This is a genomic window from Streptomyces sp. 1222.5, from assembly GCF_900105245.1.
Taxonomy (GTDB): Bacteria; Actinomycetota; Actinomycetes; order Streptomycetales; family Streptomycetaceae; genus Streptomyces; species Streptomyces albidocamelliae.
The window spans coordinates 5,800,069-5,821,548 of sequence record NZ_FNSZ01000001.1 but is presented as its reverse complement, the minus strand read 5'-3'; the positions used below and the strand labels follow the sequence as shown (position 1 = coordinate 5,821,548).

At 71.7% G+C, this 21,480-nt stretch carries 14 protein-coding genes and 2 pseudogenes; 10 read left to right on the top strand and 6 right to left on the bottom strand.

Annotation, left to right across the window (positions count from 1 at the left end):
* Window positions 1-111: 111 nt before the first annotated feature.
* The 3 genes from BLW57_RS26220 to nirD are packed head-to-tail and all read left to right on the top strand — an operon-like array spanning window position 112 to window position 4,291.
* On the top strand, window positions 112-1,329 hold the full coding sequence (locus BLW57_RS26220; protein ID WP_093477847.1) for an NAD(P)/FAD-dependent oxidoreductase: 1,218 nt from the start codon (window positions 112-114) through the stop codon (window positions 1,327-1,329).
* The gene (gene nirB / locus BLW57_RS26215) at window positions 1,329-3,944 is read left to right on the top strand and encodes a nitrite reductase large subunit NirB (RefSeq protein ID WP_093477846.1); all 2,616 of its coding nucleotides are present in this window, start codon (window positions 1,329-1,331) and stop codon (window positions 3,942-3,944) included. The genes BLW57_RS26220 and nirB overlap by 1 nt, the downstream gene beginning before the upstream one ends.
* Window positions 3,941-4,291, top strand: coding sequence for a nitrite reductase small subunit NirD (gene nirD, locus BLW57_RS26210; protein WP_093477844.1), 351 nt, complete (start codon window positions 3,941-3,943; stop codon window positions 4,289-4,291). The genes nirB and nirD overlap by 4 nt, the downstream gene beginning before the upstream one ends.
* Window positions 4,292-4,313: 22 nt before the next feature.
* On the opposite strand, the gene BLW57_RS26205 is transcribed toward nirD, so the two are convergent.
* Entirely contained in the window at window positions 4,314-5,240 is a 927-nt protein-coding gene (locus BLW57_RS26205) for an oxidoreductase (protein ID WP_093477843.1), read from the bottom strand.
* Window positions 5,241-5,443: 203 nt separating this feature from the next.
* Window positions 5,444-6,511: a zinc-dependent alcohol dehydrogenase family protein gene (locus tag BLW57_RS26200; protein WP_256339592.1), complete on the bottom strand. Its 1,068-nt coding sequence runs from the start codon at window positions 6,509-6,511 to the stop codon at window positions 5,444-5,446.
* Between the two features lie 622 nt (window positions 6,512-7,133).
* Between BLW57_RS26200 and BLW57_RS26195 the strand changes: the two genes are divergently transcribed.
* The gene (locus BLW57_RS26195; protein ID WP_093477840.1) at window positions 7,134-8,261 is read left to right on the top strand and encodes a catalase family protein; all 1,128 of its coding nucleotides are present in this window, start codon (window positions 7,134-7,136) and stop codon (window positions 8,259-8,261) included.
* 71 nt (window positions 8,262-8,332) lie between these two features.
* On the opposite strand, the gene BLW57_RS42520 is transcribed toward BLW57_RS26195, so the two are convergent.
* On the bottom strand, window positions 8,333-8,509 hold the full coding sequence (locus BLW57_RS42520; RefSeq protein ID WP_256339591.1) for a hypothetical protein: 177 nt from the start codon (window positions 8,507-8,509) through the stop codon (window positions 8,333-8,335).
* A 63-nt stretch (window positions 8,510-8,572) separates the two neighbouring features.
* Between BLW57_RS42520 and BLW57_RS42515 the strand changes: the two are divergent.
* The 3 genes and pseudogenes from BLW57_RS42515 to BLW57_RS26185 form a co-directional block, all read left to right on the top strand.
* Window positions 8,573-8,671, top strand: a pseudogene (locus BLW57_RS42515) (ferredoxin); the annotation flags it as partial.
* Window positions 8,666-9,093, top strand: a pseudogene (locus tag BLW57_RS26190) (cytochrome P450); the annotation flags it as partial. The pseudogenes BLW57_RS42515 and BLW57_RS26190, both read left to right, overlap by 6 nt.
* A gap of 138 nt (window positions 9,094-9,231) precedes the next feature.
* Window positions 9,232-9,738, top strand: a complete 507-nt coding sequence (locus BLW57_RS26185; protein ID WP_093477838.1) for a DUF1003 domain-containing protein — start codon at window positions 9,232-9,234, stop codon at window positions 9,736-9,738.
* Between the two features lie 356 nt (window positions 9,739-10,094).
* Here the strand turns inward: BLW57_RS26185 and ppdK are convergent, their stop codons facing one another.
* Both ppdK and BLW57_RS26175 read right to left on the bottom strand, forming a co-directional pair.
* Window positions 10,095-12,815, bottom strand: a complete 2,721-nt coding sequence (gene ppdK / locus BLW57_RS26180) for a pyruvate, phosphate dikinase (RefSeq protein WP_093477837.1) — start codon at window positions 12,813-12,815, stop codon at window positions 10,095-10,097.
* Between the two features lie 450 nt (window positions 12,816-13,265).
* Window positions 13,266-14,495, bottom strand: a complete 1,230-nt coding sequence (locus BLW57_RS26175; RefSeq protein ID WP_176985721.1) for an ROK family transcriptional regulator — start codon at window positions 14,493-14,495, stop codon at window positions 13,266-13,268.
* A 120-nt stretch (window positions 14,496-14,615) separates the two neighbouring features.
* On the opposite strand from BLW57_RS26175, the gene BLW57_RS26170 reads away from it, so the two are divergent.
* The 3 genes from BLW57_RS26170 to BLW57_RS26160 all read left to right on the top strand — a co-directional run bounded on the left by BLW57_RS26170 (window position 14,616) and on the right by BLW57_RS26160 (window position 20,266).
* Complete coding sequence (locus BLW57_RS26170) at window positions 14,616-16,058, top strand: MGH1-like glycoside hydrolase domain-containing protein (protein WP_093477834.1); 1,443 nt, start codon at window positions 14,616-14,618, stop codon at window positions 16,056-16,058.
* Window positions 16,055-17,992: an amylo-alpha-1,6-glucosidase gene (locus BLW57_RS26165; RefSeq protein WP_093477832.1), complete on the top strand. Its 1,938-nt coding sequence runs from the start codon at window positions 16,055-16,057 to the stop codon at window positions 17,990-17,992. Before BLW57_RS26170 ends, BLW57_RS26165 begins: the two co-directional genes overlap by 4 nt.
* A gap of 705 nt (window positions 17,993-18,697) precedes the next feature.
* A complete protein-coding gene (locus BLW57_RS26160; RefSeq protein WP_093480893.1) occupies window positions 18,698-20,266 on the top strand; it encodes an alkaline phosphatase family protein in 1,569 nt (522 codons plus the stop codon).
* Here BLW57_RS26160 and dusB read toward each other — a convergent pair whose 3' ends face one another.
* On the bottom strand, window positions 20,267-21,409 hold the full coding sequence (dusB, locus tag BLW57_RS26155) for a tRNA dihydrouridine synthase DusB (protein ID WP_093477831.1): 1,143 nt from the start codon (window positions 21,407-21,409) through the stop codon (window positions 20,267-20,269). It lies immediately after the preceding gene.
* Window positions 21,410-21,480 lie beyond the last annotated feature (71 nt).

Here is a 21,480-nt window from a genome sequence, read left to right as displayed (position 1 = left end):
CGAGCGCCCCCGGTCCCCTCACACCCCCCGCCGCCTGCCGCTGAGGGCAGCGTTCCTCCCGGGAAACAGAGGTGATGCTGCCGGGAAACGTCGGGGCCGCACGCTCGGGACATGACCTCGAAAACGCGTGTGGTGGTGATCGGCGCCGGCCTCGCGGGCGTACGGCTCGCCCGGCGGCTCGGCGACCTGGGCACGCCCGCGCTGCTGGTCGGCGAGGAGGAACACGCCCCCTACAACCGGGTGCTGCTCGCCGAGGTGCTGGCCGGCCGGTACGCCCCGGAGGTGATCGGCCTGCCGGCACCTCAGGGCCTGCTGCGCGCCCGCGTCACCGGGATCGACCGGACCGCCCGGACCGTCGCCTGCGCCGACGGCACCCGGATCGCCTACGACACGCTGGTCCTGGCCACCGGCTCCAACCCGGTGCTGCCGCCGCTGCGCGGCCTGTTCACCGCCGACCACCAGCTGCCCGAGGGCGCACACGCGTTCCGCACCATGGACGACTGCCTGGGGCTGGCCAAGGCGGTCCGGCCGGGACTGCGCGCCGTCGTCATCGGCGGCGGCCTGCTGGGGGTCTCCGCCGCCCGGGCGCTCGCCGTGCGCGGCGCCCAGGTGGTCCTCGCCCAGCAGGCCGAACGCCTCATGGAACGCCAGCTGGACCCCGACGCCTCCCGGCTGGTGCGGCGGCACCTGACCGACCTCGGCGTCGAGGTGCACACCGAGTGCCGGGTGCGGGACGTGCGCTGCGTCGCCGGCGCGGTCCGCTCCGTGGAACTGGCCGACGGGTACGCCCTCGACGCCGACCTCGTCGTGGTCGCCTGCGGGGTGCGCCCGCGCACCGGCCTGGCGGAGCAGGCGGGGCTCACCGTCCGCAAGGGCGTCGTCGTGGACGACGAGCTGCGCACCTCCGACCCGCACATCCACGCCGTCGGCGACTGCGCCCAGCACGACGGCACGGTCTACGGCCTGGCCGCCCCCGCGCTGGAACAGGCCGACGTGCTCGCCGGGCTGCTCGCGGGCCCGGCCGGCGTCCGGTACCGCGGCACCCGTTCCCTGACCCGGCTGACCCTCACGGGCCCGGGCTCCCCCTTCGACCTCGCCGCGTTCGGCGAGACCGAGGCCCGTCCCGGCGACGACGTGGTGCGGCTCGCCGACGCCACCCGGGGCACCTACCGCAAGGTCGTCGTCCGCGACGACCGGCTGGTGGGCGGGGTCCTGGTCGGCGAACTCGGCACCGTCGGCGCGCTCGCCCGCGCCTGGGAGGGAGCAGAGCCGCTCCCGTCCGACGGCGGCCCCCTGCTCCACCTGCTCACCAACGACGGAGGCTCCTGATGTCCACGACCGCACCCGCCGGGGACCGCCCCACGATCGTGCTCGTCGGGCACGGCATGGTCGGCCAGCGCTTCCTCGAAGCACTCGCCGAGCGCGGCCTGACCGCCACGCACCGCGTGGTCGTCCTGTGCGAGGAGCCGCGCCCGGCCTACGACCGCGTGCAGCTGACCTCGTACTTCTCGGGGCGGACACCCGACGACCTCTCCCTGACCGACGGGGAGTTCCTCAGGACCCACGGCATCGAGCTGTACCTCGGGGACCCGGCGGAGACGATCGACCGCGAGTCCCGCAAGGTGACCGCGCGCTCCGGGCTCGTCGTCGGCTACGACGTCCTGGTGCTGGCCACCGGCTCCTACCCGTTCGTTCCGCCGGTGCCGGGCAAGGACGCGGCCGGCTGCTTCGTCTACCGGACCATCGAGGACCTGCTCGCCATCGAGGAGTACGCGCGGTCCCGGGCCGTCACCGGCGCCGTGGTCGGCGGCGGCCTGCTCGGCCTGGAGGCGGCCGGCGCCCTGAACGGCCTCGGACTGGCCACCCACATCGTGGAGTTCGCGCCCCGGCTGATGCCGGTACAGGTCGACGACGGCGGTGGCGCGGCGCTGCTGCGGACCATCGAGGGCATGGGCCTGACCGTGCACACCGGCACGGGCACCCAGGAGATCGTCACCGGGACCGACGGCGCCGTCACCGGCATGAAGCTGTCGGACGGTTCCGAACTCGCGGTCGACATGGTCGTGTTCAGCGCCGGTGTCCGCCCCCGCGATCAGCTCGCGCGGGACTGCGGTCTGACGGTCGGCGAGCGCGGCGGCATCGCCGTCGACGAGCGCTGCCGCACGGTCGCCGACCCGCACGTGTTCGCGATCGGCGAGTGCGCGCAGGCCGCGGACGGCCGGGTGTACGGCCTGGTGGCGCCCGGCTACGAGCAGGCGGAGACGGCCGCCGCGGCGATCGCCCGGGACGAGGCGTCCTTCACGGGGGCCGATCTGTCCACCAAGCTGAAGCTGCTCGGCGTGGACGTGGCCTCCTTCGGCGACGCGCACGGCGCCACCGGCGACTGCCTGGACGTCGTCTACTCCGACTCCCGCGCGGGCCTGTACAAGAAGCTGGTCATCGGGGCGGACGGCACCCTGCTCGGCGGCATCCTGGTCGGCGACGCGGAGGCGTACGGCACCCTGCGCGCGCTCACCGGCTCCGTCCCGCCCGTCTCCCCCGAGTCGCTCGTCCTGCCCGCCGGAGCCGGCTCGGGAGCGGCGCTCGGCCCGTCCGCGCTGCCGGACGACGCGATCATCTGCTCCTGCCACAACGTCAGCAAGGGCACGATCCGCGGCGCGGTCACCGAGCACGCGTGCACCACCGTGCCCGAGGTGAAGAAGTGCACCAAGGCCGGTACCGGCTGCGGCAGTTGCGTGAAGGTGCTCGGGCAACTGGTCACCGCCGAGCTGGAGGCCGCGGGCGTCGAGGTCGACAAGGGGCTGTGCGGCTGCTTCGACCGGACCCGCGAGGAGCTGTACGAGATCGTCCTCGCCCTGCGTGTCACCTCGTACCGGGACCTGCTGGACCGCTACGGCCGCGAGGGCGCCCGGGGCGGCGAGGGCTGCGAGGTCTGCAAGCCGGCCGTCGGCTCGATCATCGCCTCCCTCGCGCCCACGATCGGCGCGAGCGGCTACGTCCTGGACGGCGAACAGGCCGCGCTCCAGGACACCAACGACCACTTCCTCGCCAACCTCCAGAAGAACGGCTCGTACTCGGTGGTGCCACGCATCCCCGGCGGGGAGATCGCGCCCGAGAAACTGATCGTGATCGGCGAGATCGCCCGGGACTTCGGCCTCTACACGAAGATCACCGGCGGACAGCGGATCGACATGTTCGGCGCGCGGGTCGAGCAGCTGCCGCTGATCTGGGCCCGCCTGGTGGACGCCGGCTTCGAGTCCGGGCACGCCTACGGCAAGTCGCTGCGCACGGTGAAGTCCTGCGTCGGGCAGACCTGGTGCCGCTACGGCGTGCAGGACTCGGTCCGCATGGCGATCGACCTGGAGCTGCGCTACCGGGGACTGCGCTCCCCGCACAAGCTGAAGTCGGCGGTCTCCGGCTGCCAGCGCGAGTGCGCCGAGGCCCGGTCGAAGGACTTCGGGGTGATCGCCACCGCCGGCGGCTGGAACCTGTACGTCGGCGGCAACGGCGGCGCCACCCCGCGCCACGCCGACCTGCTCGCCCAGGACCTGTCCGACGCCGAACTGGTGCGCCTGATCGACCGGTTCCTGATGTTCTACATCCGCACCGCCGACCGCCTGGAGCGCACCTCGGCCTGGCTGGAGCGGATCCCCGGCGGCCTGGACCACGTACGGGACGTGGTGGTGCACGACTCGCTCGGCATCTGCGCGGAGCTGGAGTCCCTGATGGCCGCGCACGTCGCGCACTACCGCGACGAGTGGGCCGAGACCGTCAACGACCCCGAGAAGCTCGCCCGGTTCGTGTCCTTCGTCAATGCCCCGGACACTCCGGACCCGGTCGTCGCCTTCGTTCCCGAACGCGACCAGATCAAGCCCGACCTGCCGCTGCTGTCGATCGGCATGCGGTCCGCCGAAGACGTCCTGGAAGGAAGTGCCCAGCGATGACCCTGGCCCTCGAGACCACCGATCTGAAGATCCAACTCCATTTGTCCGACGGCTGGTTCACGGTCTGCGACCTCAGTGCGCTCGGCTCCGGCCGCGGAGTGGCCGCGCTGCTGCCGGACGGCCGCCAGGTGGCCCTGTTCCGCGACCGCTCCGGCGGCCTGTACGCGATCGACAACCGCGACCCGTTCACCGGCGCGGCCGTCCTCTCGCGCGGCCTGACCGGCACCCATCAGGGCCGCCCGTTCGTCGCCTCCCCCCTGCTGAAGCAGCGCTTCGACCTCGCCAGCGGGGCGTGCCTGGACGACGCGTCGGCCCGGGTGACGGCGTACGAGGTGCGTGCGTCCTGAGCCGGTACCGACACGGGGCGGCTCACTCCTTCAGGGCGTCGTAGGACACACCGGTCAGGCGGGCCGACTCCGCCCAGAGCCGTCGCGCCGCCTCGTCGTCGAGGGTCCACGGCGCCCGCCAGGAGGGTGCGGGCGCGCCGCGCCACATCGCGAACGAGGGGCCGAAGAAGGAGTCGGGCCGTACGCCTGGCGCGGTCGCCGCGTACAGCGAGGGCAGCGCGCCGGCCTCGGCCGACTGGGCGAAGACCCGGTTGGCGGCCTCCATCATCCGCTCGGCGCCCCGGCGCCCCTCGGCGCGCGGCCCGGCCGACTGCAGGTTGGTGGCCGCGTACCCGGGGTGCGCGGCGGCGGCGACGACCTCACCGCCGTGCCGGCCGACGCGCCGGGCCAGCTCGTGCGTGAAGAGCAGATTCGCCGTCTTGGACCGGGCGTAGGCGATCCAGCGCCGGTATCCGCGCTCGCCGCCCAGGTCCCGGATGTCGATGTTGGCGAGGGCGTGCAGGAAGCTCGAGACGGTCACGATCCGGGCGCCGGGGGTGGTGAGCAGCCTCGGCAGGAGCAGCCCGGTGAGCGCGAAGTGCCCGAGGTGGTTGACGCCGAACTGCGTCTCGAACCCGTCGGCGGTGGTCCCGTACGGTACGGCCATCAGACCGGCGTTGTTGAGGAGCAGATCGAGCCGGTCGTACGGCAGCCGGCCGGCGAACTCCCGCACGGACGCGAGGTCCGCGAGATCGAGCCGGGCCGGCTCCACCCGGGCTCCGGGCACCTCCGCCGCCAGCCGCTCGGCGGCCCGGCCCCCGCGCTCCTCGCTCCGGCACGCCAGCACCACCCGCGCCCCCTTGCGTGCCAGCTCCCGCGCGGTGACGTACCCGAGCCCGCTGTTGGCCCCGCTGACCACGGCCACCCGGCCGGCCTGGTCGGGAATGTCGGTGGTCGTCCAACCGGCCATGAGCGGGTCCTTCCGGGAGGAGGCGGGTGGGCGGACGGGCGGGTCCGGCTGGACGGGCGGGTCGGCCGGAGGGCGTGCGGTGGGCGGACGGGCGGCCGTTGGCTGGACGGGCCGGCCGCAGGGCCGGGCGGCGGGCGGCGGGCGGAATGTGATCACGGACGCCCGCCTGATCCTGCCCGGCTCGACGAGGGCAGAGCCGCTTCCTACCCGTCGTCGTGCTGGCCGTCCTCGAAGACGAAGAGTGGCTTGGTGCCGTGGGCGGGTGCCTCGGCCAGCGTGACGGCTTCGGTGAAGTGTTCGAGCGGGAACGTCCGGCCTCCCGAGATGGTCAGCACCCCGTCCGCGACGAGATCGCTCACCTGGGCCAGCGCGTGCAGCGCAGTCTCGGGTGAGGCGGTGCCGAACCAGCGGTTCAGCCAGAAGCCCCGGACCGCCTTGGTCTCGTAGATGACCGAGCGCGCCTGCAGCGGGATCGTCAGCGCAGCCGGGTCGGTCTGCCGATGGGTGGAGAGCGCACCGTAGACCACGACCTGCCCTCCTGGTGCCAGCGCCTGGGACACCTGGGCACCCACAGGTCCCGCGACACAGTCGAGCGCCTTGCGCACGCCGGCCGGTCCCGCTGTCTCGGCCACCCGCTGCAGGAGGTCCTCGTCCTCGGTGCAGATGACCTCGTCACCGCCGAGCGCCTTGATCTCCTCGACGGCAGCGCGGCGCCGCACGACATTGATGGTGCGGATGCCGAGATGCCCGCACAGCTGGATGACCAGGCGGCCGACGGTGGAGCCCGCCGCCGTCTGGAGCAGCCATTCGCCGGGCTCACAGTCGAGTTCGCGCGTCACGAGAAGCAGTGCGGTCAGCGGGTTGACGGCGAGCTGGCAGGCGCTGGAGTCGCTCAGAGGGGCGGGGGCCGGCAGGAGTCTGTGCGTGTCGGTCACGAGGTACTCCTGCCAGGTGCCGACCGGCGGGGGCCCGGGTACCGCCGGGATCGCGGCGACCACCACCCGCTCGCCGACCTCCGGTCCCTCGGTGTCCGGCCCCAGGGCCGTGACACGGCCCACGCATTCCATGTGACCGCCGACAGCGGGGAACTCGAGGGAGAAACCGTAGCGGCCACGAAGCACGTGCAGATCACTGGCGTGGATCGGAGTCGCCGCCACACGGACCAGCGCCTGACCGGCTGCCGGCGTGGGAACGGGCCGGGATTCCAGCCGCAGGACATCAGCGGGCTCACCGGCCTTCACGGCCACGAGCGCGCGCATGGAAGGAGACATGGGTGGCCTTTCGTCTCGCGGCGGCCCGAGAAAGTCGGCGGGCGCTCCGGACAGCATCGACCTGCCTGCTCGGCAGCCGTAGTCCGCCTCTCCGCCGCAGCGGTTTCGAATGCAGATGTGGCGCGTCATTTCACGCTACGCCCAGTCCCGTTTCCGGGCTTTCGGACTGCTCTTCTGAGCGCAGGCCCACGGCTATATTTCCGTGTTCGGATGGCTACGCAGCGCTCGCAACACGAGAAGGGTGTAGTTAACCCTTCACGTAAATGATGGTGTGTGGCGCATCAGTTGCGGGGTGGATGGCATGTTTCCGGCAGCGTAGCGTTGACGACAAGAGGCTGCTGTTCGCCACCGCCTACGACGGCGACCGGGACACCTGAATCCTCGAAGAGTGTGAGGGCCGGCCCGGGCTTCATGATCATCCGAAGGAGACCACGGATTTCATCGCCGCGCACCAGGCGACGGCTGACGGCTGGTACTCCGCCTACCCGGACGCCAGCGTGAACGACATCCGCCGGGCGCAACGGATCACCAGGGCCTTCGACAACCTCCTCGACGAGGCGCAGGAGTGACCTGCCACCGCATTCCGGCATTCTGCACCGAGCAATGAAGGACCGGTCGAAGCATGGCCACGCAATTCGTGAGATACACACCGGACATCGAATCCGATGACCCCGCATTCGACAAGAATCTGCAGATCGCCATGCAGTACTCGGGGCGGTTCGTCGCCGACTCGTTCACAGCCGAGGGCACCGGACAAGCCGTCCGCTCCGCGCATGCCAAGGGGTACGCCCTGGTCAGGGGAGAGGTGGACATCCTGGAGCAACTCCCGCCCGAATACGCCCAGGGCATCTACGCCACACCGGGACGGCACGACGCCCTCGTCCGCTTCTCCAACGGATCGGGCCATCTCGGGACCGATGCCCGGCTGGGCCCGGTCACCGGACTGGCGCTGAAGCTCTTCGACATCGACGGCCCGACTCTGCTGGAGGACGAGCCCGACACGCGGACCTTCGATTACGCCAACATCAATGCGCCGATCTTCTTCTGCAACACCGTCGAGCACTACAACTTCATCCAGGACCTGGTCACGAGCGCGCCGACCTACCTCGCCGACGGCAAGCCCGGCTTCCACCGGTTCCTGCACGACTGGGTCACGGGAAAGGGAACGCTGCCTCCCGAGGAGTGGGCGTGGGAGGAGCTACGCGCCTTCCTCACCGTCTCCCAAAGGCAGCTGGTCAACCTGTTGCTGTCGACCTACTGGACCATGGGCTCCGTGCGGCACGGCGACTACATCGCCAAGGTGAGCTTTGCGCCCAGCCCTGCCCTCGCCGACAAGGTGGAGCAGCGAAGTCTCGACCTGGCCTCGGCACCGGAGGTCTTCCGGCCGGCTGTCGTCTCCGAACTGCGGGAACGCCCCTACGAATTCGACATCCAGGTCCAGCTCTGTGCCGACCTGGAGCGGATGCCGGTGGAGGACGTCACCGTCGAATGGCCGGAGGAGTTGTCCCCACCGGTCACCGTGGCGAAGCTGCGTATCCCACGGCAGGACATCTCCGGCGAGGACAACCTGAGGAAACTGGACACCCTGTCCTTCAATCCGTGGCGGGTGACGGCGGAACACCGTCCCCTGGGCAACATCATGCGGGTACGCAAAGAGGTGTACCGGAACTCCTCGATTCTGCGTCACAAGCTCAACGACCAGGAGCGTAAGGAACCCCGCAGCGCCGACGACGTACTGCCGCTGCCGTAAGCAGCGCACCGGCCCGCAGGACGACATGTCCGAGTGGAGCGGGAGAACTCTTCACTCAGGCGGGGAGCAGGTCAGCCGTCGAGATCGGCCAGCCAGCGCAGTGCGCTGATGCTCGGCAGGAAGAAGTATTCGCCGCCGCGCGTGGTGACGAAGCGCTCGACGCCGTGCAGTCGGCGCCGGACGGGGTGCTCAGGGATCGTGTAGGTGCCCGAGCCGTCGTTGTCGCCCGTGAGCAGATCTTTCTCCACGTCGAGGCCGGTGAAGTTGCCGTCGTTGAACCACTGCGACTTCGCGTCGAGAGCGTGTTCCAGATGGGGCGTGTCGTTGATCTCAACCGCTGCCAGGGATTCGCTCAGTGCGTCTTTCTCGCGCCGGACGTCTTCTCCCTGCACGGGGAGGAAGCGCTGCTCCTGGTCGCCGGCCACGAGACCACCGTCAACGCGATGACCAACACGACCCTCACCTGGCCGTCCCCCTCATCGAGGAAGTGCTGCGCTACGAGCCCCCGTTCGACGTCGCCGGCACCACGATCCCCAAGGGCTCACCGGTCTGGCTGATGCTGGCCGCGGCCAACCGCGATTCCAAACGCTTCGAGGACCCCGACCGCTTCGACCCCGACCGCAAGGACAACGAGCACCTGGGGTTCTACACCGGCATCCACTACTGCTTCGGCGCACCCCTTGCCCGCATGGAACTCCATACGGCGGTGCCCGAACTGTTCCGCCGCGTGAAGTTCTCCCAACTGCTGGAGGACCCGCCGCCGTACCGCGGCAACGCGGTGCTGCGCGGCCCCCGCCACCTCCCTGTCGCCATCGAAGGCCTCGCAGCCTGAACACCGCCGCCCCGACCAGCCCCACCCGGCTCGACCACGCGACGCATTCGGGTGTGTCCACCGGCGGTCGTCACGAGGTTCGAACCCGCCCGCCCGTACGCTGTCGGCCGGTGGCGTGGACGACAGCCGGGAGTGGGCATGGACGGTGCGGCGAGCGGCCCCGGTGGTCAGGGCCGTCCGGGTGGTCCGGGCAGCCTGGCTCTGCGGCTGCGGCGCGAGCAGGACGTGCTCGCACGGATGCGCGGGACCGAGGACCGGATCGCGGATGCGATCACCGCGTTCGCCGGCACCATGCACTTCGTCTACATCCACGCGGCGTGGTTCACGATCTGGATCGTGTGCAACGAAGGCGTGTTCGGTCAGGGGATCGTCTGGGACCCCTTTCCCTTCGGGCTGCTCACCATGATCGTCAGCCTGGAGGCGATCTTCCTGTCCACCTTCGTGATGGTGAGCCAGAATCGCCAGGCCGCCCGTGAGAACGTCCGCGCCGACCTCGACTTCGAGACCAACGTGCGCTCGGAGGTCTGGTCGATCCACATGGGCCGCGCCCTGGGCGTCGATCCGACGGAGGTCGAGCGCAAGGTGCAGGAGGTCCTCGCGGAGAACCGTGCCCGGATGCTCGGCTCCGGCCAGTCCTCCGCGTAGCCGGCCGACGGCGCCATGAGACGGCTTGACGTCGACGAATGAGAGCCGCTCGATCGCAGGTCAGCGCCGCGCTGGCTGCGATCGTGAGGGGTCGCTCCAGGCCGACGTCACTTCCTGCGCATCAAGCGGCATGAGCGGCGAGGGCACAACGGCTTCGGACCACTCCGCCGGCAGCCAACGTCAGCAAACACCATCTTGCCTGGTCAACGCCTAGCTTGACAGGCTCCGCACACGACGCCCGAAGGGGCGGCACCCCCGCACAGGGTGCCGCCCCTCTTCTCGTGCGCCGGAGCCGCCGCCGATCGGTCTGAGGGTCGGGGACCGACGGCGGCTCCGGGGTTCGGTGGCCGTGAGGCCTAGCGGTGGTCGCTGCCCTCCGACTGCGTCGCCGCGCGGCCGGCCTCCAGGCGGGCGACCGGGATGCGGAACGGGGAGCAGGAGACGTAGTCGAGTCCGACCTCGTGGAAGAAGTGGACCGACTCCGGGTCACCGCCGTGCTCGCCGCAGACGCCGAGCTTGAGGTCGGGACGGGTGCGCCGGCCGGCTTCCGCCGCCAGCTTCACCAGGGAGCCGACGCCGTCGCGGTCGATCGTCTCGAAGGGGCTGACACCGAAGATGCCCTTCTCCAGGTAGGCCGTGAAGAAGCTGGCCTCCACGTCGTCCCGGCTGAAGCCCCACACCGTCTGCGTCAGGTCGTTCGTGCCGAAGCTGAAGAACTCGGCCGCCTCCGCGATCTGGCCCGCCGTGAGGGCGGCGCGCGGCAGCTCGATCATCGTGCCGATCGCCAGCTTCAGCTCCGTGCCGGTCGCCGCCTGGACCTCGGCGATGACCCTGTCGGCCTCCTCGCGGACGATCTCCAGCTCCTGGACCGTGCCGACGAGCGGGATCATGATCTCGGCGCGCGGGTCGCCCTTGGCCGCCTTGCGCTCGGCCGCGGCCTCGGCGATCGCGCGGACCTGCATCGTGAACAGGCCGGGGATCACGAGCCCGAGGCGCACACCGCGCAGACCCAGCATCGGGTTCTGCTCGTGCAGGCGGTGGACCGCCTGGAGCAGCCGCAGGTCGTTCTCGTGCGGCTCCTGGCGGGACTCGGCGAGGGCCACCCGGACCGACAGCTCGGTGATGTCGGGCAGGAACTCGTGCAGCGGCGGGTCGAGGAGGCGGATGGTGACCGGCAGGCCGTCCATCGCCTCGAAGAGCTCGACGAAGTCGGTCTTCTGCAGCGGCAGCAGGGACTTCAGGGAGTCCTCGCGCTCCTCCTGCGTGTCCGCCAGGATCAGGCGCTCGACCAGCTCGCGGCGGTCGCCGAGGAACATGTGCTCGGTGCGGCACAGGCCGATGCCCTGGGCGCCGAAGCGACGGGCGCGCAGCGCGTCCTCGGCGTTGTCGGCGTTGGCGCGCACGCGCAGCCGGCGCTTGCGGTCGGCGAAGGCCATCATGCGGTGGACGGCCTCGACCAGCTCGTCGGCGTCGTCGGCGCCCGGGTGCATCCGGCCCTCGAAGTACTCCACGACCGGGGATGGCACGACCGGGACCTCGCCCAGGTAGACCTTGCCCGAGGAGCCGTCGATGGAGATGACGTCGCCCTCTTCGACCACGTGGCCGCCCGGGACCGTCATCCGGCGGCGCTTGGTGTCGACCTCCAGCTCCTCGGCGCCGCAGACACAGGTCTTGCCCATGCCGCGGGCGACGACGGCCGCGTGGGAGGTCTTGCCGCCGCGCGAGGTCAGGATGCCCTCGGCCGCGATCATGCCGTCCAGGTCGTCGGGGTTGGTCTCCCGGCGGACGAGGATGACCTTCTCGCCCGAGCGGGACCACTTCACCGCCGTGTACGAGTCGAAGACGGCCTTGCCGACCGCCGCGCCCGGCGAGGCCGCGATGCCACGGGCGACCTGCTCGACCTTCGCCTGCTCGTCGAAGCGCGGGAACATCAGCTGCGCGAGCTGGGCGCCCGTCACCCGCTGGAGGGCCTCGGTCTCGTCGATGAGGCCCTGGTCCACCAGCTGCGTGGCGATGCGGAAGGCGGCACCGGCGGTGCGCTTGCCGACTCGGGTCTGGAGCATCCAGAGCTGGCCGCGCTCGATGGTGAACTCGATGTCGCAGAGATCCTTGTAGTGGTTCTCCAGGGTCTCCATGATCTGCATGAGCTGGTCGTACGACTTCTTGTCGATCTGCTCCAGCTCCGCCAGCGGAACCGTGTTGCGGATGCCCGCCACGACGTCCTCGCCCTGCGCGTTCTGCAGGTAGTCGCCGTAGACGCCCTGGTGGCCGGAGGCGGGGTCGCGGGTGAAGGCGACACCGGTGCCGGAGTCGGGGCCGAGGTTGCCGAAGACCATCGAGCAGACGTTGACGGCCGTGCCCAGGTCGCCGGGGATGCGCTCCTGGCGGCGGTAGAGCTTGGCGCGGTCGGTGTTCCAGGAGTCGAAGACCGCCTTGATGGCGAGGTCCATCTGCTCGCGCGGGTCCTGCGGGAAGTCCCGGCCGGCCTCCTTCTTGACGATCTTCTTGAAGGCGGTGACCAGCTTCTTCAGGTCGGCGGCCTCGAGGTCGGTGTCGACCGTGACCTTCTTGGCCTCCTTGGCCTTGTCGAGGGCCTCCTCGAAGAGCTCGCCGTCGACGCCGAGGACGGTCTTGCCGAACATCTGGATGAGCCGGCGGTAGGAGTCCCACGCGAAGCGGTCGTCGCCCGCCTGCTTGGCCAGGCCCTGCACCGACTTGTCGGACAGGCCGATGTTCAGGACCGTGTCCATCATGCCGGGCATGGAGAACTTGGCGCCCGAGCGGACGGAGACCAGGAGGGGGTCGTCGGCCTGGCCGAGCTTCTTGCCCATCGCCTGCTCGAGGGCGTCGAGGTGCGCACTCACCTCGTCACGCAGTGCCGCGGGCTCCTCACCGCTCTCCAGGTAGACCTTGCAGGCCTCCGTGGTGATGGTGAAGCCGGGAGGGACCGGAAGACCGAGGTTGGTCATCTCGGCGAGGTTGGCACCCTTGCCACCGAGGAGGTCCTTGAGGTCCTTGTTGCCCTCGGTGAAGTCGTAAACGAACTTCGCTACGTGGGGTTCTTTGTTTTCCGACACGGGTCTCGACTCCTTGAGGCCACGGTGGCTGCCCTGACGGCGAGGAACATACCCAGATCGAAGGTCCATGGGTACGTCTACTTGTGCGTCATGCGCCTGTAACCACCCGTCCGCCAGTGGATCGAAAGTCAAAGCTTGACAAGCCAAGACGAGCTGATGTTTTCACTTCTTGAACGCGCACGCCCCGGAAGGGGCCTTATTCCGCTCATCTGAGCGACACTCGGCACGACTGATTTCGCTCGATGAACGATCAGGGGGTGGCACCGAGTGCCACCCCTTGGAGAAGTGCAGCCGTGCTTGATCCGCTCATCTGAGCGCAACCCTTATCAAGGGTGGCGAGAATCACGCTGCCACAGCGGCCCGGATTTCACCATGCGGACGCGGATCCGGGACGGAAACGGAGGGCAAACACGCCTGTCACAGGCGGCCCCCGGACGTGGCCGGGCCCGGTCACACGCCCATGGCCGCCAGCCGCTCCTCCACCCGCGCCGGTGCGTAGAGGTGCTCCACGACCAGCGCCCCCGCTCCGATGAGCGCGGCCCGCTCCCCCAGCCGGGAGGTGACGACTTCCAGGTGGGCCGTGGAGCGCGGCAGGGCCCGCTGGTAGAGCAGCTCGCGCACCCCCGTGAGGAAGGGGGTGCCGGCCAGATCGCCGGCGATCATCAGCACGCCCGGGTTGAGCAGGGTCACGACCGTCGCCAGCACGTCCCCGACCCGGCGCCCGGCCTCCCGGGCCAGTGCGGCGGCCTCCGGGTGTCCCGCGGCCAGCAGGTCCCGTACGTCCGACCCGGACGCGGCCGGCACCCCGGACTCGGCCAGCCGCCGGGCCACGGCGCCCCCGCTCGCGACGGCCGCGAGGCAGCCGTACGAGCCGCACCGGCACAGCGCGTCCGCGCCGACCCGGACGTGCCCGATGTCGCCCGCGCCGCCGTCGACGCCCCGGTAGATCGAGCCGCCCACGACCACTCCGGCGCCGATGCCGGTCGACACCTTGACGAGGACGAGGGCCGAGCAGTCCGGGTGGCCGGTGCGCTGTTCGCCGTACGCCATGAGGTTGGCGTCGTTGTCGACCAGGACGGGGACCGCCGGGGTGCCGGTGTGCTCGGTGAAGGCACGGGAGAGCCGGCCCCGTATGTCGTAGCCGTCCCAGCCCGGCATGATCGGGGGCTGCACGACCCGGCCGGTCTCGCTGTCCACCGGGCCCGGCACCGCGAGCCCGATCCCGCAGACCGCCGCCGCCGGCCGGCCGGCCTTGGTCAGCAGGTCGGCGAACCGGCGCCCGAGTTCGCCGAGCACCGCCTCCGGACCGTGCTCCACCACCAGCGCGCCGGAGTCCTCGGCCAGGAGCTCGCCGGTCAGGGTGAGGACGGCCGCGCGGGCGTGCCGGGTGTCGAGGTCGGCGACGAGGACCACGGCGTGGGAGTCGTCGAACTCCAGGGTGACGGCGGGGCGTCCACCGAGCGGCGAGCCGACGGGGCCGCCGGCGCCCTCCCGCAGCCAGCCGGCCCGGAACAGCCGGTCGAGGCGCTGACCGACGGTGGCACGGGAGAGTCCGGTCGCCTCCTGCAGCGCACCACGGGTCACGGCCCGTCCGCTGCGCACCAGTTCGAGCAGATCGCCGGCGCCGGCCTGACCGCCGCCCCTGGGGGTTGTCCCGGTTCTTCCCGGACGTCCCGTCATACGCACCCCCTTGTGTTCCTCAAGCCTGCATTACATAGTGAGTTTTGCGTGTTAAATAGACGTAACCCTGCGGTAGCCACCACCAAACCCGGTCGGCCGGACGTCTTCGGGGAGCCCCGAGTGGATCGCACTGCCCAGCTCACCGCCCGCCCCACACGACTCGACGTCGCATACGATCCCCCGCTCTCCGACACGTCCCCGCAGGCCGGGGCCGCCCGGGTGCTCGCGGCGAACTGGACGGGCACCTCGACGGTCCCCTCCCGGAGCCTGTATCCGCACCAGTGGTCCTGGGACTCGGCGTTCATCGCGATCGGCCTGCGGCACGTGTCGCCGCTGCGGGCCCAGACCGAGCTGGAGACGCTGCTGGCGGCCCAGTGGGGCGACGGGCGCGTCCCGCACATCGTGTTCAACCCCTCCGTACCGCTCGACGCCTATTTCCCCAGCCCCGACTTCTGGCGCTCCACGACCGCGGGCAGCGCCGCCGGCGCCCCGCGCACCGTACAGACGTCCGGCATCGTGCAGCCACCGGTGCACGCCCTGGCGGCCTGGCTCGTGCACCGCGCCGACCCCGGACTGTCCCGGGCCCGGGGCTTCCTGGCCCGGGTGTACCCGCGGCTGGCCGCCTGGCACCGGTATCTGCTGCACCGGCGCGACCTGGGCGGCGGCGGGCTGGTGTCCGTGGTCCATCCGTGGGAGCAGGGCATGGACAACAGCCCCTGCTGGGACGCCCCGCTCGGCCGGATCACCCCGGCTCCGGCCCGTTCCTACCGCCGTGCCGACCTCGACCACGGCGCGCCCGAGGACCGGCCGACGGATCTGGACTACGGGCGGTACGTACGGCTGGCCGCCGACTACCGGGACGCCGGCTATGCGGACGGCAGCGGGCAGTTCGCCGTGGAGGACCCGGCGTTCAACGCCCTCCTCATCGCCTCCGAGCACGCGCTGGCCCGGATCGCCGAGGAGCTGGGCGCGGCCGGCACCGCCCGGCGGGCCCGCGCCGAGCGGCTGACGGGGGCCCTGGTGGAGCGGCTGTGGGAGCCGGCGGCCGGCCTGTTCCTGTGCCGGGACCTGCGGGCCGGCGGGGCGGCCGTCCACGAGCGCGGCGTGACGGGGCTGATCCCACTGCTGCTGCCGGACCTGCCCCGGGACATCGCCGCCGCTCTCGTCCGCACCCTGCGCGGACCGCACTTCTCGCTCGGCGACCGCACCCGGCTGGTGCCCAGCCACGACCTGCTCGCCGAGACCTTCGACCCGCACCGGTACTGGCGCGGCCCGGCCTGGTTCAACATGAGCTGGCTGGTGGAGCGCGGACTGCGCACGCACGGCGAGACGGACCAGGCCGACGCCCTGCGCGCGGCGGTCGTCGAGCTGGCCGGCGCCACCGGCTTCGCGGAGTACGCCGACCCGTACACCGGCGAGGCCTGCGGCGCGACCGGCTTCTCCTGGACCGCGGCACTCGCCCTGGACCTGTACCAAGAGCTTCTCAAGCACCCCGCACAGGGCGTGTCCCCGACGGGCACCGCCACGTTCGCCAGGAGTGACGAAGGAGGAGACCGGGGATGACGGACCGGCATCATCTGCTCGTGCACGGGGCGACGTTCGCCGCCGTGGACGACCGGGGCGACATCAGCGGTGTCCGGGGCGGCAGTTCCCCGGACGGGTGGTTCGTCCGGGACGCCCGGCACCTGAGCCGCTGGCAGCTCACCGTCGACGGCGCGGTGCCCGAGGTGCTGCGCCCCGTCCCGGACGGGGACGCCAGCCGCTGCGCGCTGGTGCCGCGCGGCGGCCGGCAGGAGCCCCCGGCGTACACCGTCTTCCGTGAACAGGCCGTCGGCGACAGCTCGTTCGTGGAGTCGCTGCGGGTGACCAGCAATCGCCCCGTGCCCACGACGATCCGGCTCGCCCTCACCGTCGACGCCGACTTCACCGACCAGTTCGAACTCCGCTCCGACCACCGCACCTACGCCAAGCCCGGCGCCCTGCGATCCCGCCAGGTGCTGGACGACGGGATCGAGTTCACCTACCGGCGCGCCGAGTGGCGGTCCTGTACGACCATCACGGCCGGCCCGGCCCCGGAGGCCGTGGAGGAGACGGGCACCGGTGCCCGGCGCCTGGTGTGGACCCTCGAACTGGAACCGCACGGCACGGCACGGCTGGTGCTGCGGGTGATCGCCCGCCCGCACGGCGAGCGGCGCGCCCTGCGGGTGCCCCGCGACCCGGCCGCCGTGCGGGACCAGCTCCTCGCCGCAGAGGGCGAGTTCATGGAGGGTGTGGCCTTCCCGACCGGCTGGCCGGAACTGGCGGCGGCCTGTGCCCGGGGGCTCGCCGACCTTGCCGCGCTCCAGGTGCCGGCCACCGGGCCCGACGGCGAGGAGCTGCGTGTACAGGCCGGCGGCGCCCCCTGGTTCCTCACCCTTCTCGCCCGGGACGCCCTGCTCACGTCCCTGTTCGCACTGCCGTTCCGGCCCCGGCCGGCCGCCGCCACGCTGCACGCGCTCGCCGCCACCCAGGCGACCGGCACCGGCGGGGCCCGGGGCGCCCAGCCGGGCAAGATCGTGCACGAGGTGCGGCACGGTGAGCTGGCGCACTTCGGGCAGGTGCCGTACGGGCGTTACTACGGCTCGGTCGACGCCACCCCGCTCTTCCTCGTCCTGCTGGGCGCGTACACCGAGCGCACCTCCGACCCGGCGCCGGCCCGCCGCCTGGAGCCGCACGCCCGGGCCGCCGTCGGCTGGATGCTCGACCACGGCGGCCTGACCACGCGCGGCTACCTCGTCCACCGCGCCGACGAGGGCGGTCTCGCCAACCAGAACTGGAAGGACTCCCCCGACGCGATCTGCTGCGCCGACGGCACCCGGCCCACCGGGGCGGTCATGGCGGCGGGCGCCCAGGGCTACGCGTACGACGCGCTGCGCCGTACGGCCTGGCTGGCGCGCACGGTATGGGCCGACGAGACCTACGCGGCGCTGCTGGAGCAGGCGGCGGCCGACCTCAGGGACCGCTTCCAGCGGGACTTCTGGATGGGCGAGCACTCCTTCCCGGCGCTCGCGCTGGACGCCGAGGGCCGCCGGATCGACGCGTTGGCGTCCGACGCCGGGCATCTGCTGTGGTCGGGGCTGCTGGACAAGGAGTACGGCGAGGTGGTCGGCCGGCGGCTGCTCGAACCGGACTTCTTCTCCGGCTGGGGCGTCCGCACACTCGCCGCCGGGCAGCCGGCGTACCATCCGCTCTCCCGCCATCGCGGCTCGGTCTGGCCGCACGACAACGCGCTGATCACGCTCGGCCTGGCCCGCTACGGACTGCACGACGAGGCCCGTACGGTCGCGCACGCGCTGGTCGACGCGGCGACGGCGGGCGGGCACCGGCTGCCGGAAGTACTGGCGGGATACGGCCGCGACACCCATCCGGAACCGGTCCCCTGTCCGCACGCCTGTGTCCGGGCGTCCCGCTCGGCCGCGGCACCGCTCGCGCTGCTCACGGCGGTGGGCGGAACGTAGGCGCGCCGGGCCGCCGTCCGGCCCGGTGAGCGTTTGCCAGCTGTTTGCCCGGGGGTGTGAACAGGGGCCCTGAGGTGGCCGTACGGGAGGACATCAAGGGTCTCGCACGGAAGGACCTCCGGGTTGCCTCAGCACACGAGCACGCGCCAGCCATCCAGTACGGCCGCGGGGCCTCGCCGCGAGGAAACGGAACCCGGGGCGCCGGGCCCGGCACCGGCCGAGGAGGCGGAGGCGAAGGCGGCGGTCCCGGAGCAGCGGGAGCCGGAGCGGGCCCCGCGCGAGACGGCCGAACCGGAGACGGCGGAGCCGGAGGTGGCCGAACCGGCCTCGTGGGAAGCGGAGTCCACGGAGGCGGAGTCGACGGAACCGGAACCGCGAGCACCGGAGCTGCGGGAACCGGAGGCGGCGGAAGCCGAGGTGACGAAGGCCGAGGTGCCGGACCCCGAGGCGCACGGCTCGGACGCGGGCCCGGCGCCGGAACCCGACCGGGCGTCAGAACCCGGCCCCGCGCCCGCCGCCCCCGCACCGGAGGCCGACCCGGCCGCGGCCGACACCGCGCGGCCCGCCCGGCGGTCCGTCCGGTGGCCCTGGAAGGTCTGGTCCGCGTGGGCGGGGCGGTGGCGGGAGCGGCACCCCGCGGGCGCCCGGGCCCTGTCGGTCACGGTCACCGTGCTGGCCGCCGTCCTCGTGGTCGCCGCGCTCGTGATGCCCAACAGCGTCGTGAACCTGGGGCCCGCCAAGTTCCTGCGGATACCGGGGGAAGCCGTGATCGGCGCGGCGGTGATGCTCGCGCTGCCGCGCCGGCCCCGGGTGGTGCTGGCGGCGGTGTCCGGGGTCGCGCTCGGCGCCATGACCCTGCTCAACGCGCTCGACATGGGCTTCAACCAGTACCTGGGCCGCAGTTTCAACCTCGTCCTCGACTGGAGCCTGCTGACCGACGCGGAGTCGTACCTGGAGGACTCCCTCGGCCGTACCGCCACCCTGGCGGCCGTGGCCGGCGTGATCGCCCTGGTGCTCCTCCTCTTCGTCCTGCTGGCGCTGTCCACGGTCCGGCTGAGCAACCTGCTCGCCCGGCACACCGGCACCGCGACCCGGGGCACGCTGATCGCCGGGGTCGTCTGGATCACCTGTACGTCCCTGGGCCTCCAGGTGTCGGGCGTGCCGCTCGCCTCCGACCGGACGGCCACCGCGCTGAAGGTCCAGGCCCGGCGCGTCTCGGACACCCTCAGGGACGAGGCGGAGTTCCGGAAGGTGGCCCGGGTCGACGCCTTCGGGAACACCCCGGGCAGCCAGCTCGTCCCGGACCTGCGCGGCAAGGACATGATCTTCACGTTCATCGAGTCCTACGGCCGCAGCGCGATCGAGGACCCGATCATGGCGCCCGGCGTGGACAGGACCCTCGACGTCCGTACCAAGGCCCTGGCCGCGGCGGGCTTCCACGCCAAGAGCGGCTGGCTGACCTCGGCTACCTACGGCGGCAGCAGCTGGCTCGGCCACTCCACCACCATGTCGGGGCTGTGGATCAGCAACCAGCAGCGCTACCGGACCGTCATGGCGAGCGACCACATGAGCCTGACGGACGCGTTCGAGCGGACCGGCGCGTTCGACACGGTCGGCGTGATGCCCGGTGTGCAGAAGGGCTGGCCGGAGCAGAAGTGGTACGGCCTCGGCAAGGTGTACAACGCCTTCCAGCTGGGCTACAAGGGACCGAAGTTCAGCTGGTCCACCATGCCCGACCAGTACGCGCTCCAGCAGTACCAGGAGCGGGTGCACAGCAAGCGGCCGGCCGGCGGCAAGTCCCGGATGTCGCTGCTCATCCTGACCTCCAGCCACCAGCCGTGGGCGCCCATCCCGAAGATGGTGGGCTGGGACCAGCTGGGCGACGGCTCGGTCTTCAAGGGCATCGAGGCGGCGGGCAACGACCCGGCCGACGTCATCGCCGACACCACCAAGTCCCGCGAGGAGTACGGCAAGTCGGTGCAGTACTCGGTGACCGCGCTGACCGAGTGGCTGGAGCGCTACGGCACCGAGGACACCGTGCTGGTGTTCCTCGGCGACCACCAGCCGATCGCCCGGGTCAGCGGCAACCACGCCAGCCGTGACGTGCCGGTCTCGATCGTCGCCAAGGATCCCCGGGTGCTCGACAAGGTCGCCGACTGGCACTGGACGGACGGTCTGCGTCCGGCCCACGACGCGCCGGTGTGGAAGATGAGCTCCTTCCGCGACCGCTTCCTGACGGCGTACGGCTCGACCCCGCACCCCAGGAAGGGCTGATCAGCCGCCCGAGGTGTCGAGCTCGGCGTCCTCGCCGACGCCCGCGCAGTCGTACGGGTCCTTCAGCCAGCCGTCCGGCAGCACGACGCGGTTGTTGCCGGAGGTGCGCCCGCGGGGCCCGTCCGCGCCGGCCGGCCAGGCCTGGTCGAGGTCCAGCTCGTCCAGGCCGGCCCGCAGTGCCTCCAGCGAGGAGGTGATCGCGAGCCGCTTGCGCATCTCGGAGCCGACGGCGAAGCCCTTGAGGTACCAGGCGACGTGCTTGCGGAAGTCGACCACGCCCTTGGACTCGTCGCCGGCCCACTCGCCGAGCAGGGTGGCGTGCCGCACCATGACGTCGGCCACCTCGCGCAGGGCGGGCCGGGCGACGTCGCCGGGCCGGCCCTCGAACGCGGCCACCAGGTCGGCGAACAGCCACGGGCGGCCCAGGCAGCCGCGGCCCACGACGACCCCGTCGCAGCCCGTCTCGCGCACCATCCGCAGCGCGTCCTCCGCGCACCAGATGTCGCCGTTGCCGAGCACGGGGATCTCCGGGACGTGCTCCTTCAAGCGGGCGATGGCGTCCCAGTCGGCGGTGCCGCCGTAGTGCTGGGCGGCGGTGCGGCCGTGCAGGGCGATGGCCGTGACGCCCTCCTCGACGGCGATGCGGCCCGCGTCGAGGAAGGTGATGTGGTCGTCGTCGATGCCCTTGCGCATCTTCATGGTCACCGGGAGGTCGCCGGCGCCCGCGACCGCCTCGCGCAGGATCGCCCGGAGCAGGTTCCGCTTGTAGGGCAGGGCGGAGCCGCCGCCCTTGCGGGTGACCTTGGGAACGGGGCAGCCGAAGTTCAGGTCGATGTGGTCGGCCAGGTCCTCCTCCGCGATCATGCGGACGGCCTTGCCGACGGTCGCCGGGTCGACGCCGTACAGCTGGATCGAACGCGGCCGCTCGCTCGCGTCGAACCTGATCAGTTGCATGGTCTTCTCGTTGCGCTCGACCAGCGCCCGGGTCGTGATCATCTCGCTGACGAACAGGCCCTTGCCGCCGCTGAACTCCCGGCACAGGGTGCGGAAGGGCGCGTTCGTGATACCCGCCATGGGTGCGAGCACGACGGGCGGCCGCACGGTGTGCGGGCCGATCTGCAAGGGGGACTCGGGCGTGGGCATTGCCCCATTGTCACCCATCGACAAAGATCATGTACCACTCATTAGTTAGACGCACTATCGAAGCAGACGTA

Excerpts from the sequence above, each read along its gene's own strand:
- nirB (WP_093477846.1), top strand. The coding sequence starts at position 1,329 with ATGTCCACGACCGCACCCGCCGGGGACCGCCCCACGATCGTGCTCGTC.
- BLW57_RS26185 (WP_093477838.1), top strand. The coding sequence starts at position 9,232 with ATGGACGGTGCGGCGAGCGGCCCCGGTGGTCAGGGCCGTCCGGGTGGT.
- BLW57_RS26175 (WP_176985721.1), bottom strand. The coding sequence starts at position 14,495 with ATGACGGGACGTCCGGGAAGAACCGGGACAACCCCCAGGGGCGGCGGT.
- nirD (WP_093477844.1), top strand. The coding sequence starts at position 3,941 with ATGACCCTGGCCCTCGAGACCACCGATCTGAAGATCCAACTCCATTTG.
- BLW57_RS26200 (WP_256339592.1), bottom strand. The coding sequence starts at position 6,511 with ATGTCTCCTTCCATGCGCGCGCTCGTGGCCGTGAAGGCCGGTGAGCCC.
- BLW57_RS26195 (WP_093477840.1), top strand. The coding sequence starts at position 7,134 with ATGGCCACGCAATTCGTGAGATACACACCGGACATCGAATCCGATGAC.
- BLW57_RS26160 (WP_093480893.1), top strand. The coding sequence starts at position 18,698 with ATGCCCAACAGCGTCGTGAACCTGGGGCCCGCCAAGTTCCTGCGGATA.
- BLW57_RS26165 (WP_093477832.1), top strand. The coding sequence starts at position 16,055 with ATGACGGACCGGCATCATCTGCTCGTGCACGGGGCGACGTTCGCCGCC.
- dusB (WP_093477831.1), bottom strand. The coding sequence starts at position 21,409 with ATGCCCACGCCCGAGTCCCCCTTGCAGATCGGCCCGCACACCGTGCGG.
- BLW57_RS26220 (WP_093477847.1), top strand. The coding sequence starts at position 112 with ATGACCTCGAAAACGCGTGTGGTGGTGATCGGCGCCGGCCTCGCGGGC.
- BLW57_RS26205 (WP_093477843.1), bottom strand. The coding sequence starts at position 5,240 with ATGGCCGGTTGGACGACCACCGACATTCCCGACCAGGCCGGCCGGGTG.